Genomic DNA, 15,169 nt, shown 5'->3' with positions numbered 1-15,169 from the left:
ATTATGACACATTTAGTAGATTTAACAAAAAAACCTTATAACTTAGATGAAAAAGCTATTGCATGGGTGGAAGAAACCATTGCTAATATGACCTTGGATGAAAAAATTGGTCAGCTCTTTGTCAATATGGGGGGATTACGTACCGAAGAATATTTGACAGGTGTGCTTAATGACTATAAGATTGGCGCAGTACGTTATGCACCTGGACCTGCAGCAGACATTTGGGACCAAAACTACATTTTACAAACCAAGTCAAAAATTCCATTGCTTATTGCAGCGAACACGGAGTCTGGTGGTAATGGTGCTATAACAGATGGTACAAAAATTGGTGATGAAGTGAAAATTGCTGCTACTAACGATCCAAAGTACGCTTACGAACTTGGTCGTATTGCAGGGCTTGAAGCCTCAGCGGTTGGCTGCAATGCGTCGTTTGCACCGATTATGGATTTAAGTCGAAACTGGCGTAATCCTATTATTGCTAACCGTACTTGGGGGGCAGATGTTGAACAAGTGTTGACACTTTCTAAGGAATACATGCGTGGTATCATGGAACATGGTATTATGCCGTTTGCCAAACATTTCCCAGGTGACGGTATTGATGAGCGTGATCATCACCTTTCTTATGCGGCAAATCCGATGACCAAAGCAGAATGGATGGAAACCTTTGGTCGTATTTATGGTGAAATGGCAGAAGCGGGACTTCCAGGAATCATGGCTGGGCATATTCACTTGCCTAATGTTGAAAAGGAAATGCACCCAGAACGTGACTTGGATGATATGCTTCCTGCTTCGCTTAATAAAACGCTTCTTGATGAACTTTTGCGTGGAGAGTTAGGCTACAATGGAGCAATCGTTACGGATGCCTCGCACATGGTTGGGATGACGGCGTCCTTACCACGTCGCGAACTATTACCTACAGCTATTGAAGCAGGTTGTGACCTCTTCTTATTCTTTAATGATCCAGATGAAGATTTGCAGTGGATGAAAGAAGGCTATGAAAATGGTTTGTTGACAGATGAACGCCTTCATGATGCTCTTCGTCGTACACTAGGTCTCAAGGCAAAATTGGGGCTTCATACCTTTGAAGGTCGTCGTGAAGATATCATGCTTCCAAGGGAAGAAGCGTTGGCATTGATTGGTACTGATGAAGCTAAGACGATTGCTTCAGAGGTTTCTGATAAAGCAATTACGCTTGTTAAAGCAAAACAAGAAGGTATTTTCCCAGTGACCCCAGAACGCTACAAACGTATCTTGTTAGTAGAAGTGGACGGTTATAAAGGTGGCTTTGGAGCCCTAATTAACTCAGGTAAAAAACGGGCATCAGATACGCTTAAAGAGCTTCTTGAAGCGCGTGGACATGAGGTTTCTATCTGGGAAAATACTGAAGAACGCATCAAAAAATTGCCAGAAGAAGAACATCCAGCAGCCATTCAAAATGTTTATGCATCTAAACGTCCTATTTCACAAATCACCGATAATTATGATTTGATTATCAACCTTGTGGATGTCAATTCTGGTGGAACAACACAACGTATCATTTGGCCAGCTGCTAAAGGAACGCCAGATCAGCCATTCTATGTTCACGAAGTCCCAACCATTGTTGTTTCAGTGCAACATCCATTTGCCCTTGCAGATATGCCACAAGTTGGAACTTATATCAATGCTTACGATGGTATGCCAAGTACAATGGAAGCCTTAGTTAAGAAATTATCGGGAGAATCCGACTTTACAGGTGTATCACCAGTTGATGCTTATTGTGGCTTGATTGACACGCATATTTGGAGAAAATAATATTCTAACAAGCTTTTTTTGGAAAAGTTATTTAGAAGGTATGAATGATAAAAATAATAGTAAAAAAACGAGTGATGATACCTAGATATTGAAAACTTTTAATCATTTATTCGTTTTTTAGTTGATTGTCGGAGCAAAGGAAAATATTATCTGAGATTGGACAGAAGTTGAAATTTAGAAGTATTGATTTCCCATAACTCTCCTTTTTCTAAGCTTAGGCTGGAACTTTTATAGCGATATTTGCTATAATTAATGATGAAAACGGGGAATTATTCATCTTGAAATGTCGAAAGTGTAAAAATATTTTAAAAAGGTATGTAGTCAGAAAATGAGTACATGCCTTTTCTTCATGTGTTGTGTATCCTAGATGTTAGAGCAAGCTACCTTTGTTGTTTCTAGCTCTTATGGTATAATTGACTCGTAACCATTTTAAGAAACTGCTACGCCAAACGGTTATGACTACAAAATAGAAGCTGTACAGTAGTAGAATCAACATGTTTGGAAACGGTATTTGACTAAGATGACAAAACGCATTAAAAAGAACAAGCGAAAAATAGCCAGAGCAACCATTATTGGTTGGGCGGATGGTTCTACAGAAATCTATGTAATTGATAAAAAGGATCAAGAATGTCCAGAGAGGAACGTGTGATTCTGGCTAATATGTGTATGGTTAGCGATGATGATAAGATATTGGTAATGGCTAGAAAATCGGATGATTGGCCAGGGATTTGTTTTCCTGGAGGCCATATTGAACCAAATGAGTCTTTTGTTGCTTCAACAGTCCGTGAAGTTTATGAAGAGACGGGTTTAGTCGTTTCTGATCTTAAACTGTGTGGACATCAGCAGTTCACCATGCCGGAAGGTTATCGTTATATTGTTTTCTTGTACAAAACGGATACTTTTTCTGGACAACTTAAGTCCTCTGAGGAAGGTGACGTTTTCTGGGTAAAACGTTCTGAATTGGAGCAGTATCAGTTGGCAGATGGTTTCGATGTGATGCTGTCAATTTTTGAAGATGAGGCGCTTTCTGAGAATTACTATTATTTAGAAGATGACAACTGGGAATGGAAAAATTTATAAAGGAGCTAAGATGACATACAAAGGATATTTAATTGATTTAGACGGAACGATTTATAAAGGGAGCGACCGCATTCCTGCTGGGGAGCAGTTTCTCCGAGACTTGCAGGCGCGTGAGATTCCCTATATGCTGGTGACCAATAACACTACGCGCACGCCAGAGCAGGTACAAGCCATGCTCCGTGACAAGTTTGAGATTGAGACACCACTTGAAACGGTTTATACGGCGACGCTGGCGACGGTTGATTACATGAAAGATGCTAATCTTGGCAATACCGTTTATATTATCGGGGAAGAAGGGCTCAAATCAGCCATTTATGAAGCTGGTTTTGTAGAAGATACTGAAAATCCAGCCTTTGTTGTGGTTGGCTTGGATTGGGCAGTTGATTATGAAAAATTTGTAACGGCGACCCTCGCTATACAAAAAGGGGCGCATTTTATTGGTACCAATCCTGACCTCAATATTCCAACAGAGCGTGGTCTTTTACCGGGAGCAGGCTCCTTGATTGCCCTTCTCGAAGCAGCGACCCGTGTCAAACCAGCTATTATTGGAAAACCAGACGCCATCATTATGGACAAAGCATTAGCTCGTCTTGGTGTTGAAAAAGCAGAAGCCGTTATGGTTGGTGACAATTACCTAACAGACATCATGGCTGGCATCCAAAACGGCATTGATACCCTCCTTGTCTTGACAGGGTTTACGGCAAAAGAAGACGTGCCGACCTTACCGACTGCACCGACCCATGTCTTAGAAAGCCTAGCGGAGTGGTCATTTGATGAAAACTAGATTCTACGCTTATCTTACTGTTATTTGGCTTTTGGCAATGGCAGTGCTGGGGACGATTTACGGAGCCTGGCTCCTTTATCCCTTGGAAGTTGATTGGATGAAACTGACGAATCAAGTCATCATCACCAAAGCAGAGCTGTTGCATAATTTTAATGTCCTTATGGTTTATCTGACTAGTCCCTTTTCACAGGTGCTAGCTATGCCAGATTTTCCGTCATCAGCGAGTGGGCTCAAGCACTTTGCAGATGTGAAACTGCTTTTTCATCTGGCTCAAATCATTGCGGTATTGACAATCGTCCCTGCTCTACTATTTTTCAAAGGTAAAGACAAAGTTTTCCATCAAAAAGTCTTTTTAGGAGCAGCACTTGTGCCAGTAGTTGTTGGTCTGATGGGAGTGATGATTGGGTTTGAGAATTTCTTTACACTGTTTCATCAGGTTCTGTTCCCAGGAGATAGCTCATGGCTTTTCAATCCAGCAACTGACCCTATCATTTGGGTTCTACCAGAAACGTTCTTTTTGCATTGCTTCATCCTCTTTTTTGCGCTGTATGAAGGCATCATGTTAGGAACCTATTTTTGGTGTCGGAAAATCACTAATTTTTGACCCTTTATATTTGAGTTGTCTTGATTTAGTCAACATTTGTCTCTAATTTGTAACATTAAGTGTCTTGTTTGTTTGAGAAAGGTGTTTTATAATACCAATATGGACGATAAGGAGAAAAAAATGTATTTAAAAAATAAAGCCCGTAAGGCGAGTAAGAAAGACCCTGTACCAGTAATCATGGCGTTGACATTAGGTATTTTAGCCGTGTGTCTTTTCGCTTTTGGTAAGAGTCTTACTCAAAACTCAGAGGCAAATGAATATGGTGTCGTTGACTATAGACAACAATTTATTGATTCTATCGCAGGTTCAGCTCAAGTACTAGCAAATGCTAATGATTTATACCCATCTGTTATGATTGCGCAAGCGATTCATGAAAGTAACTATGGGTTATCAGGGTTAGGTGCTTCTCCGCATCACAATCTTTTTGGAATAAAAGGAAGTTACCAAGGTCAAGCTGTCCAAATGGAGACTTGGGAAGATGATGGTGCAGGAAATGCTTATACGATTTTATCTCATTTCCGTAGCTATCCAAGCTATCATGAATCCTTGCAGGATTATGTTGGTGTTGTCAAACAAGATTACTTTAGTGGAGCGTGGCGTTCAAATACATTGAGCTATGCTGACGCAACGCAAGCCCTAACAGGAACTTATGCGACTGATACAAGTTATGCAAACAAGTTGAATGCTATTATTGAACTGCACAATCTGACACAATATGATACTATGCAAGCGTCAAATGGTGAAAGTAGTGTGGTTGCTGGTGGCTTAGTATGGAACAACTACCGTCGTCAATACACCACTCAAGAAATCCTTGATATTGATCACGCTTGGGCGATTCACATTGGTCAAGCGCAATAAAACATAACATAAATCCAAAAGAGAGTGGGAAGTCACTCTCTTTTTGAATTAGAAATTCAGCTAGCTCACTTTTGGAAGTCACTAAAACTTATTAATATCCGTTGTTCTAGTTAATAAGGGAATAGTTAGACTGATCCCAAAATCAGCATGACTGCTTTTGAGCAAAAGAGAATAGATAAGTAATATTGCCTCTGTCTTAAATTTGAGCGCTTGAATGTTTCGGCAACGTAAAGATTCAATTCCAAACTGCTCTAAACTAGAAAATACGGTCTCTGATGGTTTCCTCAATCTACTGATTTTATAATTTTCTAGCCATGAATAACCCATCATGTTTTTTCTGAGTTGAGAAATTAACTGGATACCGCAGTCTGCTAACTCTGCCTTTATCTCCATAAATGATTGGAAAGAGGCTATTTTCAAGTAGCTCCAAAGCAACATCGCCATCATAAATAGATGCGGGTGTGACAACATAATCAATAGGAAACCTACTATCGCTGACAAGAATTGAAAATTTCAAGCTGTAATAATGGATTTTAGTCGCATGATAGCCAAAAGTTTTCTGTATCTGTAAAAGATAAATCAATTAGTTTAACTCCTGAAATTCAAAAGCCAACAACAATACAGGAGTTATTTGCAGATTGGGAAGATGATGGTGTTCGTCACAATGAATTTGATTGGGGTCGGGCAGAATGGAATGATAAAAAATGGTAATTATTCGATTTAGTCTAGTTGCCTAGTCTTATTTTGTCAAAAAAATAAAAACCATCTTTACAAAAATATAAATTCATGCTAAACTGATAACATATTTATGAAAGGAGAACTTAACAATGAACAACGTATTCACACAAAAAGTTAATAAATCTCTCCTTTCTAGTCAGTCTCGTTAGTTTATTTTTTGTTGTAAAAAAGACTAAAGGCCTATGGAAGGAGTATGTCCATAGGTTTTTTTGTGTGTCCTGAAACCAATACCAAGAAAGAAAAATGATGTAGGTGGAGAAAATGTAGTATATAGAATTGTTGGGTTAGAAAAATAGTTAGTCTATAAAAAGAAAAATGTTTTTGGAGATAGGATGTTTAAATTAGTTGGAAAATATATTAAAGACCACAAATGGCTATATGTCTTAGTAGGTCTTGTCTTGATTATTTACGATGCCAGTTTGGTGGTTCCGACTCAGATTATTCAACGATTGATTGATTTGATGACGACAGGGAGTCTGACAAAAAGTAATCTTTGGTTGAATATCGGGATTTTGGTTGGAGCCACAGTGGTAAGTTATGTGACAGCCTTCTTTTGGAGTTTGAAAATCTTTCAGCAGGCCAGTCGATTTAAGTTTGATTTGCAGCAAAATGCCTTTAAAAAATTGGTTTCCATGCGGACGCCATTTTATGAAAAATTTCGCTCAGGTGATATGATGACACGCTTCTCGTCTGATGTGGAGATGTTGCAGGATTTGGTGGGCTATGGTTTGATGACGGTCTTGTATGCTGGAGGGATGTTGCTTTTTATCATTCCAGTCATGTTTGCCATGTCTTGGCAAATTACTTTAGCTGCCCTCTTACCAGTCATTGTCTTATCATCAGTCATTTATTTTATCAGTCGGAAAACAGATAGCCTTTTTGATGATAATCGTGAGGCTGTGGCCAATCTCAGTAATGAGGTGGTGGAGGCAATCGAAGGAGTGCGTGTCATGCGTGCTTACAGTCGTAAGGACTTGCAGGCTGCCCGTTTTCGTCAGAAAACTCAGGATTTGGTTGACAGAGAAAATCGCTTGGTGCGAGTGACGGCACTTTACAATCCTATCTATACCCTCATGTTTGGGGCAACGACTTTGATTACCTTGCTTTTGGGAACACAATTTGTCGCAGACGGCAGTATGACGGTTGGTCAAGTATTGGCGATGCAGCTTTATACGGTCTCATTGACAGAACCGATTTCTATGCTTTCAGAGCTTGTTCTGGTTTACCAGACGGGACGGACCTCTTTTGAGAAATTACAGGGCTTGATTGAGACCAGTGACGATATGGAAGTGGATGGTGAGTTAGAAGCGCAAGCCTTTGAAGTGGCTCACTTTAAAGATTACAGTTTTACCTATCCTCAGGCAGCACATGCTAGCCTTAACAGCGTCAGCTTTTCTCTAAAAAAAGGACAAACGCTTGGTATTGTCGGCAAGACTGGGTCAGGTAAGACGACTCTGGTGCGCCAGTTTCTCCGTCAATACCCTGTTGGTTCTGGTGGTTTTGGGTTAAATGGCAGAGCAATCACAGAGTATGCTCGTAAAAGTGTAGAGGGGCTGATTGGCTATGTGCCACAGGAACACATCCTCTTTTCGCGTTCTGTTGGTGAAAACATTGCTATGGGAAAAACAAATGCAGGCAAAATGACTATTCATCAGGCTATTGAAACCGCAGCCTTTACAGAGGATTTGGAGCGTATGTCAAATGGTCTAGCCACAACTATTGGTGAACGTGGGGTGTCTATATCAGGTGGTCAGAAACAACGGATTTCCCTAGCGCGTGCTTTTATCAAGGACCCAGAACTCTTGATATTAGACGATTCGTTATCAGCGGTTGATGCCAGAACGGAGAAGAAAATTATTCAAAATATCCAGAAAGAGCGTGCTGGTAAGACAAATATTATCGTTACCCACCGACTATCTGCGATACAACATGCTGATTGGGTTCTAGTTTTGGATGATGGACGTATTGTCGAAGAAGGGCCCCCTGATGACCTTATTCAATTAGGTGGCTGGTACTTTGAACAATACCAACGTCAGCAAGCACAAGGAACAGAATAGGAGGTGTAAAATGAAGACAATATTAAACTTAATGAAGCAATTAACTGTTGTGAAAGGTCTTTTTACACTTGGTGTTGTTATGCTTTTGCTAGCAACCGCAGTCAGTCAATTATCACCCCTAGTTTTGCAACAAGTCATTGATAGTAGTTTAACAGTTCTTGACCAAGGTAAGGTTATCAACCAAGCGCTTTTTATGAAGTATATGAGTCTCTATACTGGTCTGACAGTGCTGTCGTTATTTCTTTACTATTTTGATCGATACATTTTTAGTCGCTGTGCCTTTTTAGTGACGGCTTACTTGCGTAATCAAGCTTTTGATAAAATGCAGCGGCTACCGATTTCTTATTTTGATGACAAGCCTGCTGGGAAAATCGCGACACGGATTGTCAATGATACCGAGACGCTACGCAATCAATTCTATAGCAATCTGTTGACCATGATTTTTCTTAATATCATTCGGATTATTGCCATTTACGTGATTTTAATTCGATTGGATGTGACAATCGGTCTTTACATGCTTATTTTAATTCCTCTTTTTTATGGGTTACAGGTGTTGTACGGGCGAGCAACTAATAAACCGATGAAGGACTTTTATGATGCCAGAAGTGAGGTCAATACTCAAGTCAACGAAACGATGAACGGAGCGAGTCTCATTCAACTTTACCACCAAGAAGAAAAGGTTTTGGAAGATTTTAACAAGACTTCTGGGAAATTGTTGGCGGCAGATAATCGCATGCATTTAATCAATTCAACCGCTTCTTGGACTTTGACAGAATTTGCCAAGTACATGGTGATTTCAGGTGTTCTAACAGTGGTTGGCTATCAATTTTTAGGTGGAAATCTAGGAGTCACCCCAGGTCGTCTCTTTGTCTATATCAACTATATCACGACCTTATTTGATTTGTTGGGAATGTTGGTAAGACAGCTACCAAACATCCATCGTTCACTTGAGACAGGACGCCGTGTCCTTGATTTATTGGAAGAACAAGAAGAAGCAGATGGTGACGCTCAGCTATTTGTTGAAGATGGTGATGTCGTCTTTGACCATGTAACCTTTGCTTATGAGGAAGGAAAAGCGGTGCTTCGTGATATTACCATTCATGCTAAGGCGGGTGAGACAGTTGCCTTGGTTGGACACACAGGCTCAGGAAAATCGTCTATCATGAATCTCCTCTATCGTTTTTATGACCCACAAGAGGGAAAGGTTCTGATTGACGGACAGGATATTCGTCATTTTTCACGTGAAAGTCTCAGGAGCTATATGGGGATTGTGTTGCAGGACCCGTACCTTTTCACAGGAACCATTGCTAGTAATGTGTCTATGGAAAATAAAGGGTTATCTGATGAAGCGATTTTAACCAGTCTTGAAAAGGTTGGAGCCAAAGACATGGTGGAGCGATTAGATAAAGGTATCCATGAACCAGTAGTTGAAAAAGGCTCCGCCTTCTCATCAGGAGAGCGTCAGTTGATTGCTTTTGCTAGAACTTTGATTACAGATCCTAAAATTTTAATCTTAGATGAAGCGACCTCGCACATTGATACCGAGACAGAAGAAATCATTCAGCGTGCCATGGATGTGGTGAAAGAAGGGCGGACAACCTTTATTATCGCCCACCGGCTTTCGACCATTCAAAATGCAGACCAAATTCTTGTCTTGGATGCAGGTCAGATTATTGAACGTGGAACACATGCAGAACTCTTGGCATTAGGTGGACGTTATGCCGAAATGCATCAAATCCAACAAAGAGTATCAGTTTAATCCATTTATTATTTATTATAGAAGCAGATTCTATCGTTGGAATCTGCTTTTTTGGATTATGAAGTGATAACCATACTATGATAATACTGAATTCATTTCAAAATCTGAAAATAGGTACCTTGCCTCATGTGATGTAAAACGATAAGAGTAGGCCTAGGGAATGTGTTACAAACAGTGCTGCTTTGGTAAAAAGACGATTGGCCTATATAGCAGTCGTTGAGGGGATTTTCAAGATTTTAGGCTTGAAAATGAGCAATGGAACTCCGTTAGGAGGCCACTTGTGTCCCTGCCACATAAGTCTAATTGTCCCCAAAAATTGTAAATTAAGTTATCAAATTTTGATTTTTAATGAGTATCATTTGATTCCTTGTTTTGATTCAAAGCGGAAAGTTTCTATTTATGGACAAATTTGCTATAATAGTCGCAGATATGAGAACAAACCTAAAAGAAAGGTCAATGTAACCAATGAAAAAAATTCTTATTGTTGATGATGAAAAACCAATTTCAGACATCATTAAATTTAATTTATCGAAGGAGGGGTATGAAGTTGTCACGGCTTTTGATGGACGAGAGGCCCTTACACAATTTGCAACGGAAGATCCTGATTTAATTATTTTGGACTTAATGTTGCCAGAGCTGGATGGACTTGAAGTGGCCAAAGAAGTGCGTAAAACAAGTCATATTCCTATTATCATGCTTTCTGCGAAGGATAGTGAGTTTGATAAAGTCATTGGTCTTGAAATTGGGGCGGATGATTATGTGACAAAGCCATTTTCAAATCGAGAACTTTTGGCACGTGTAAAAGCTCACCTACGTCGAACAGAAAATATTGAATTGGCAATTGCTGATGAAAATGCTTCGGAAAAATCGAGTCTCTTGAAAATTGGTGAGCTAGAAATTTTACCAGATGCCTATGTGGCACATAAGCGTGGTCAAGAACTGGAGTTAACTCACCGTGAGTTCGAATTATTATTTCACTTGGCAACTCATATTGGACAAGTTATGACACGAGAGCATCTTCTGGAGACCGTTTGGGGCTACGATTATTTTGGAGATGTGCGTACTGTTGACGTAACCGTACGACGTCTTCGTGAAAAAATAGAGGATATTCCTAGCCGTCCAGAGTACATTCTAACCCGTCGAGGTGTCGGCTATTATATGAAAGCATATGACTAATTTAACAGATAATTTTGGCATTTTTGAACGTTTCCTTTTATTACTTTTAGCAGTTGCTGCCATCTACCTTCTCTATGGAGCCTACCGTGATTATAGGCAATCCAAAGTTATTCGGAAGTTGACTGAGAACGTTTATGCACTGATTGACGGAGACTACTCAGATCTTTTAGAGGTTGAGGCTGATTCAGATTTAGAGGATTTAGCTAATAGTCTTAGTGATTTGTCAGAGGTGGTACGCCTAACACATGGTAATTTATCGCAAGAAAAAGATCGATTGACCAGTCTTTTAGCTTATATGACAGATGGGGTTATAGCGACAGATCGTGGTGGGAACGTTATTACAATCAATGAGACTGCCCAAAAGCAATTGAATTTGACCAAGGACCAAGCATTAAAAATGACTATTTTGGATATCCTTGGCAGTGATAATCCTTATTCTTACCATGATTTAGTTGCAAAAACACCTAATATTTTAGTGAATCGACGTGATGAGTTTGGTGAATTCATCACTTTACGTTTTCGATTTGCCCTTAATCGTCGTGAGTCCGGTTTTATTTCAGGATTGGTTGTGGTATTGCATGACGTTACAGAACAAGAAAAAGAAGAGCGTGAACGTCGTCTTTTTGTATCAAATGTTAGTCACGAGTTGCGAACGCCATTAACTTCGGTAAAATCGTATTTAGAGGCTCTTGATGAAGGGGCTCTAAAAGATGATGTTGCTCCGCAATTTATCAAAGTATCCTTAGACGAGACTAATCGCATGATGCGTATGATTACCGACCTTCTTAACCTCTCTCGTATTGATAATGGAGCGGTGCAGTTAGAAGTAGAAATGACAAATTTTACAGCTTTTATGACGTCTATTTTGAATCGCTTTGATAAAGTTAAAAGTCAACACACAACATCTGATAAGAATTTTGAGATTGTTCGTGACTATCCCTTGACATCTGTTTGGATGGAAATTGATAATGATAAAATGACACAGGTCATTGAAAATATTTTAAATAATGCAATCAAGTATTCACCTGATGGTGGGCAGATTAAGGTGAGTATGAAAACCACGGATAGTCAGTTAATCGTTTCTATTACAGACCAAGGATTAGGAATTCCTAAAAAGGATTTGCCGATGATTTTTGACCGCTTTTATCGAGTTGATAAAGCCAGAAGTCGTGCACAAGGTGGAACAGGCTTAGGCCTATCAATTGCTAAAGAGATTGTGAAACAGCACCAAGGTTTCATTTGGGCTAAAAGTGAGGAAGGTAAGGGTTCAACCTTTACAATTGTTTTGCCTTATGACAAAGAAGTTCTAGAATTAGATGATTGGGAGGATTACGAAGACAATGCTGACGGAAAAGGGGTTTAAGTATAGTATCCTTGCTTCAGGCTCTAGCGGGAATTCCTTTTACTTAGAAACCCCAAAGAAACGTATTTTAGTTGATGCGGGTCTATCTGGTAAGAAAATTGTGAGTTTACTTGATGAAATTGATCGAAAACCAGAGGATTTAGATGCTATTTTGGTTACTCATGAGCACAAAGATCATATCCACGGTGTCGGTGTTTTAGCCCGTAAATACAATTTAGACGTTTATGCTAATAGTAAGACTTGGCAAGCTATGGACAAGATGCTAGGTAAACTTGATGTGAGTCAAAAACATATTTTTGAGACAGGAAAGGTGCTCACTTTTGACGATATAGATATCGAGAGTTTTGCGGTTAGTCATGATGCTGTAGCTCCGCAATTTTACCGTTTCATGAAAGATGATAAGAGTTTTGTCATGTTGACAGATACTGGCTATGTTTCTGATCGGATGTCAGGGATTATTGAAAATGCTGACGCCTATCTTATTGAAGCCAATCATGATATTGAAATTTTGAGAGCAGGCTCTTATCCTTGGTCAACAAAACAGCGCATCTTATCAGATTATGGGCATTTATCAAATGAAGCTGGAGCACAGGCTATGATTGATAGTTTGGGTAACAGAACGCAAAAAATTTATCTGGGACATTTATCTAAAGAAAATAATATCAAAGAATTAGCTCACCTGACTGTTAAAAACAATCTTGCACAGGCAGATATTGATGTTGAACGTACGGTTAAAATTTTAGAGACCTCTCCAGATACAGCAACTCCGTTGACTCAGATTTAGATTTTTTTACACGATATAACTAATTGAGGATTGGGCAGTTAAGATTCCATCCTCTTTTTCTTAGAAAAAACGTAAAAACAAAACAACTTCTAGATAACTATTTTAGACTATTTTTGGTATAATTGTTAAGATATTAAATTAGTTGCCCTAGTTAGTTTGCTTTACCTAGTCTTTTAGCGACCTCTTTTTAAATCCTAGTTGAGGTCCAATGATTTAAAAAGTAATTCTAGAACATAACTGATCAACATGACTTCCTACCATAATTAGAGGGGAGACGTTCAGAAAAGAATAGGCGTAACAAGTTAACTATAGCATGATGGATGACTCCAGTATTATCAAAAAAAGATGTATTAGAAAGGGAGAAAGTTGTCGGATTATTTATCGGTTACAAGTTTGACTAAGTATCTTAAAATGAAAATTGACCGTGACCCTTATTTAGAGCGTGTCTATCTGACAGGAGAGGTCTCAAACTTTCGCCGTCGTCCTAACCATCAGTATTTTTCACTCAAGGATGAGGGAGCAGTTATTCAAGCGACTATGTGGGGTGGCATTTACAAAAAACTTGGCTTTGACCTTGAAGAAGGCATGAAAGTCAATGTTATTGGTCGCATTGAGCTTTATCCGCCAAGCGGCTCTTACTCCATTATTATTGAAAAGGCAGAGCCTGATGGTGTTGGTGCTTTAGCTGTTCAATTTGAGCAACTCAAGAAAAAATTATCTGAAGCTGGCTATTTTGATGATCGCCATAAACAAGCTCTGCCACAATTTGTCAAAAAAATTGGTGTCATTACCAGTCCAAGTGGTGCTGTAATCCGAGATATCATTACGACAGTAAGCAGACGGTTCCCAGGTGTTGAGATTTTACTTTTTCCAACCAAGGTTCAAGGGGAGGGAAGTGCCCATGAAGTGGCAACAAATATTGCTAAGGCAAATGAACGAAGTGACCTTGACTTGCTGATTGTTGGTCGTGGTGGTGGCTCCATTGAAGATCTCTGGTCTTTCAATGAAGAGATAGTCGTTCAAGCGATTTTTGAGTCCAGATTGCCAGTGATATCTTCTGTGGGTCACGAGACTGATACGACTTTGGCAGACTTCGTCGCCGATCGCAGAGCAGCTACTCCAACAGCAGCAGCCGAGCTAGCAACCCCTGTAACAAAATCGGATATTGTATCATGGCTTGCAGAACGACAAAATAGGGCTTATCAAGCGACACTACGGCGTATTCAATTTAATCAAGAGCGTGTGTTTAAACTTTCAAATTCTGTTATTTTTAGACAGCCAGAACGTCTTTACGATGGCTATGTGCAGAAATTGGATAAATTAACGACGAGATTAGTCACAAAAACTGAAAATCAATTGAGCCAAGCTCAGCAGAAATCAGCTTTGATAAACCAGCGTTTATTGGCGGTGGACTTGAAAGGTAGACTCACCACTTATTATGAGCGCTTGGCTGTTCAGGAACGACTTCTTAAGTCTCACATGACCAACCAGTACGATAGCAAGTTATCTCGATTTGAAAAGGCACAAGATGCGCTTTTGTCACTGGATACCAATAGAATTATTGCGCGTGGCTATGCAATGGTTCAAAAAAATCATCAGATAGTTGCGAGTAGTAAGGAAGTCAGTAAAGGTGATACCCTTAATGTTCTCATGAAAGATGGGCAGCTGGAAGTTGAGGTTGTTAATATTGTCTAAGATTCATTTAGAAAGATATGATATCAATAGTCATGGAGACTTATCGGATTATCAGCTTTGTGATACGACCTTTACAGCTCATCCAAGAGAGGCAATTGAGGATTGTTTCATGGAGTCGTCACGTCAACCTGTTATCGTGCTTAATGAAAATCAGATTGTGGGTTATTTTACCTTGCATTTTGAGGGTGGTCCGGAAACTTACGGATATGACAGCGCTAAGCGAGTGCTTTTAAGAGCCTTGTCCATTGATGATAGATACCGTCGTAAGGGTTACAGCAGTCAAGCCATGTTACTGATTTTTGATTTTATTGAAGACGTTTTAGGTAAGGTGTGTGATAGTCTTATTTTAGCTGTCAATGTGGCTAATATACCAGCTCAAGCGATGTATGAGAAGTTAGGATTTAAACGATTGCGGGAAGATTTTCCAGGTCGTTTTGGAAACTTAATCATTATGGAAAAAGATAATGATTAAGGATTTCG

At 39.5% G+C, this 15,169-nt stretch carries 13 protein-coding genes and 1 pseudogene; 13 read left to right on the top strand and 1 reads right to left on the bottom strand.

The window, feature by feature from the left end:
* Positions 1-3 precede the first annotated feature (3 nt).
* The 6 genes from GZ996_RS02140 (at position 4) to GZ996_RS02120 (ending at position 5,117) form a co-directional block, all read left to right on the top strand.
* Positions 4-1,791 carry a glycoside hydrolase family 3 protein gene (locus tag GZ996_RS02140; RefSeq protein WP_162011228.1) on the top strand — a complete coding sequence of 596 codons (1,788 nt, stop codon included), beginning with the start codon at positions 4-6 and terminating at the stop codon, positions 1,789-1,791.
* 520 nt (positions 1,792-2,311) lie between these two features.
* Positions 2,312-2,440, top strand: coding sequence for a hypothetical protein (locus GZ996_RS12060; protein ID WP_274378774.1), 129 nt, complete (start codon positions 2,312-2,314; stop codon positions 2,438-2,440).
* Positions 2,419-2,871, top strand: coding sequence for an 8-oxo-dGTP diphosphatase (locus GZ996_RS02135; protein WP_162011227.1), 453 nt, complete (start codon positions 2,419-2,421; stop codon positions 2,869-2,871). The genes GZ996_RS12060 and GZ996_RS02135 overlap by 22 nt, the downstream gene beginning before the upstream one ends.
* 10 nt (positions 2,872-2,881) lie before the next feature.
* The gene (locus GZ996_RS02130; protein WP_162011226.1) at positions 2,882-3,655 is read left to right on the top strand and encodes a TIGR01457 family HAD-type hydrolase; all 774 of its coding nucleotides are present in this window, start codon (positions 2,882-2,884) and stop codon (positions 3,653-3,655) included.
* On the top strand, positions 3,645-4,259 hold the full coding sequence (locus tag GZ996_RS02125) for a TIGR01906 family membrane protein (RefSeq protein ID WP_156805398.1): 615 nt from the start codon (positions 3,645-3,647) through the stop codon (positions 4,257-4,259). The genes GZ996_RS02130 and GZ996_RS02125 overlap by 11 nt, the downstream gene beginning before the upstream one ends.
* Before the next feature lie 120 nt (positions 4,260-4,379).
* Positions 4,380-5,117: a glucosaminidase domain-containing protein gene (locus GZ996_RS02120; RefSeq protein ID WP_238386376.1), complete on the top strand. Its 738-nt coding sequence runs from the start codon at positions 4,380-4,382 to the stop codon at positions 5,115-5,117.
* Between the two features lie 81 nt (positions 5,118-5,198).
* On the opposite strand, the pseudogene GZ996_RS12175 reads toward GZ996_RS02120, so the two are convergent.
* Positions 5,199-5,667 (bottom strand): annotated as a pseudogene (locus GZ996_RS12175) (transposase); the annotation flags it as partial.
* A gap of 520 nt (positions 5,668-6,187) precedes the next feature.
* Between GZ996_RS12175 and GZ996_RS02110 the strand changes: the two are divergent.
* The 7 genes from GZ996_RS02110 (at position 6,188) to GZ996_RS02080 (ending at position 15,161) form a co-directional block, all read left to right on the top strand.
* Positions 6,188-7,912 carry an ABC transporter ATP-binding protein gene (locus GZ996_RS02110; protein WP_162011224.1) on the top strand — a complete coding sequence of 575 codons (1,725 nt, stop codon included), beginning with the start codon at positions 6,188-6,190 and terminating at the stop codon, positions 7,910-7,912.
* A gap of 10 nt (positions 7,913-7,922) precedes the next feature.
* Positions 7,923-9,671, top strand: a complete 1,749-nt coding sequence (locus GZ996_RS02105; protein WP_162011223.1) for an ABC transporter ATP-binding protein — start codon at positions 7,923-7,925, stop codon at positions 9,669-9,671.
* Positions 9,672-10,136: 465 nt separating this feature from the next.
* Entirely contained in the window at positions 10,137-10,847 is a 711-nt protein-coding gene (yycF, locus tag GZ996_RS02100; protein WP_156805395.1) for a response regulator YycF, read from the top strand.
* Positions 10,840-12,210: a cell wall metabolism sensor histidine kinase VicK gene (gene vicK / locus GZ996_RS02095; protein ID WP_156805394.1), complete on the top strand. Its 1,371-nt coding sequence runs from the start codon at positions 10,840-10,842 to the stop codon at positions 12,208-12,210. The genes yycF and vicK overlap by 8 nt, the downstream gene beginning before the upstream one ends.
* Positions 12,191-12,994: an MBL fold metallo-hydrolase gene (locus GZ996_RS02090; protein WP_156805522.1), complete on the top strand. Its 804-nt coding sequence runs from the start codon at positions 12,191-12,193 to the stop codon at positions 12,992-12,994. Before vicK ends, GZ996_RS02090 begins: the two co-directional genes overlap by 20 nt.
* 366 nt (positions 12,995-13,360) lie before the next feature.
* On the top strand, positions 13,361-14,689 hold the full coding sequence (xseA, locus tag GZ996_RS02085; RefSeq protein WP_162011222.1) for an exodeoxyribonuclease VII large subunit: 1,329 nt from the start codon (positions 13,361-13,363) through the stop codon (positions 14,687-14,689).
* Positions 14,682-15,161 (top strand): GNAT family N-acetyltransferase, encoded by a 480-nt coding sequence (locus GZ996_RS02080; RefSeq protein ID WP_156805392.1) that lies wholly within the window; start codon positions 14,682-14,684, stop codon positions 15,159-15,161. Before xseA ends, GZ996_RS02080 begins: the two co-directional genes overlap by 8 nt.
* Positions 15,162-15,169: the final 8 nt, after the last annotated feature.

The organism is Streptococcus sp. S784/96/1 (genome assembly GCF_902729355.1).
Classification (GTDB): domain Bacteria; phylum Bacillota; class Bacilli; order Lactobacillales; family Streptococcaceae; genus Streptococcus; species Streptococcus caledonicus.
Note: the sequence above shows the minus strand (reverse complement) of the source record. Positions and strands in the feature narration are given on the sequence as shown.

Bases quoted from the DNA above. Each gene is read 5' to 3' on its own strand.
- GZ996_RS02140 (WP_162011228.1), top strand. From the start codon at position 4: ATGACACATTTAGTAGATTTAACAAAAAAACCTTATAACTTAGATGAA.
- GZ996_RS12060 (WP_274378774.1), top strand. From the start codon at position 2,312: ATGACAAAACGCATTAAAAAGAACAAGCGAAAAATAGCCAGAGCAACC.
- GZ996_RS02135 (WP_162011227.1), top strand. From the start codon at position 2,419: ATGTCCAGAGAGGAACGTGTGATTCTGGCTAATATGTGTATGGTTAGC.
- GZ996_RS02130 (WP_162011226.1), top strand. From the start codon at position 2,882: ATGACATACAAAGGATATTTAATTGATTTAGACGGAACGATTTATAAA.
- GZ996_RS02125 (WP_156805398.1), top strand. From the start codon at position 3,645: ATGAAAACTAGATTCTACGCTTATCTTACTGTTATTTGGCTTTTGGCA.
- GZ996_RS02120 (WP_238386376.1), top strand. From the start codon at position 4,380: ATGTATTTAAAAAATAAAGCCCGTAAGGCGAGTAAGAAAGACCCTGTA.
- GZ996_RS02110 (WP_162011224.1), top strand. From the start codon at position 6,188: ATGTTTAAATTAGTTGGAAAATATATTAAAGACCACAAATGGCTATAT.
- GZ996_RS02105 (WP_162011223.1), top strand. From the start codon at position 7,923: ATGAAGACAATATTAAACTTAATGAAGCAATTAACTGTTGTGAAAGGT.
- yycF (WP_156805395.1), top strand. From the start codon at position 10,137: ATGAAAAAAATTCTTATTGTTGATGATGAAAAACCAATTTCAGACATC.
- vicK (WP_156805394.1), top strand. From the start codon at position 10,840: ATGACTAATTTAACAGATAATTTTGGCATTTTTGAACGTTTCCTTTTA.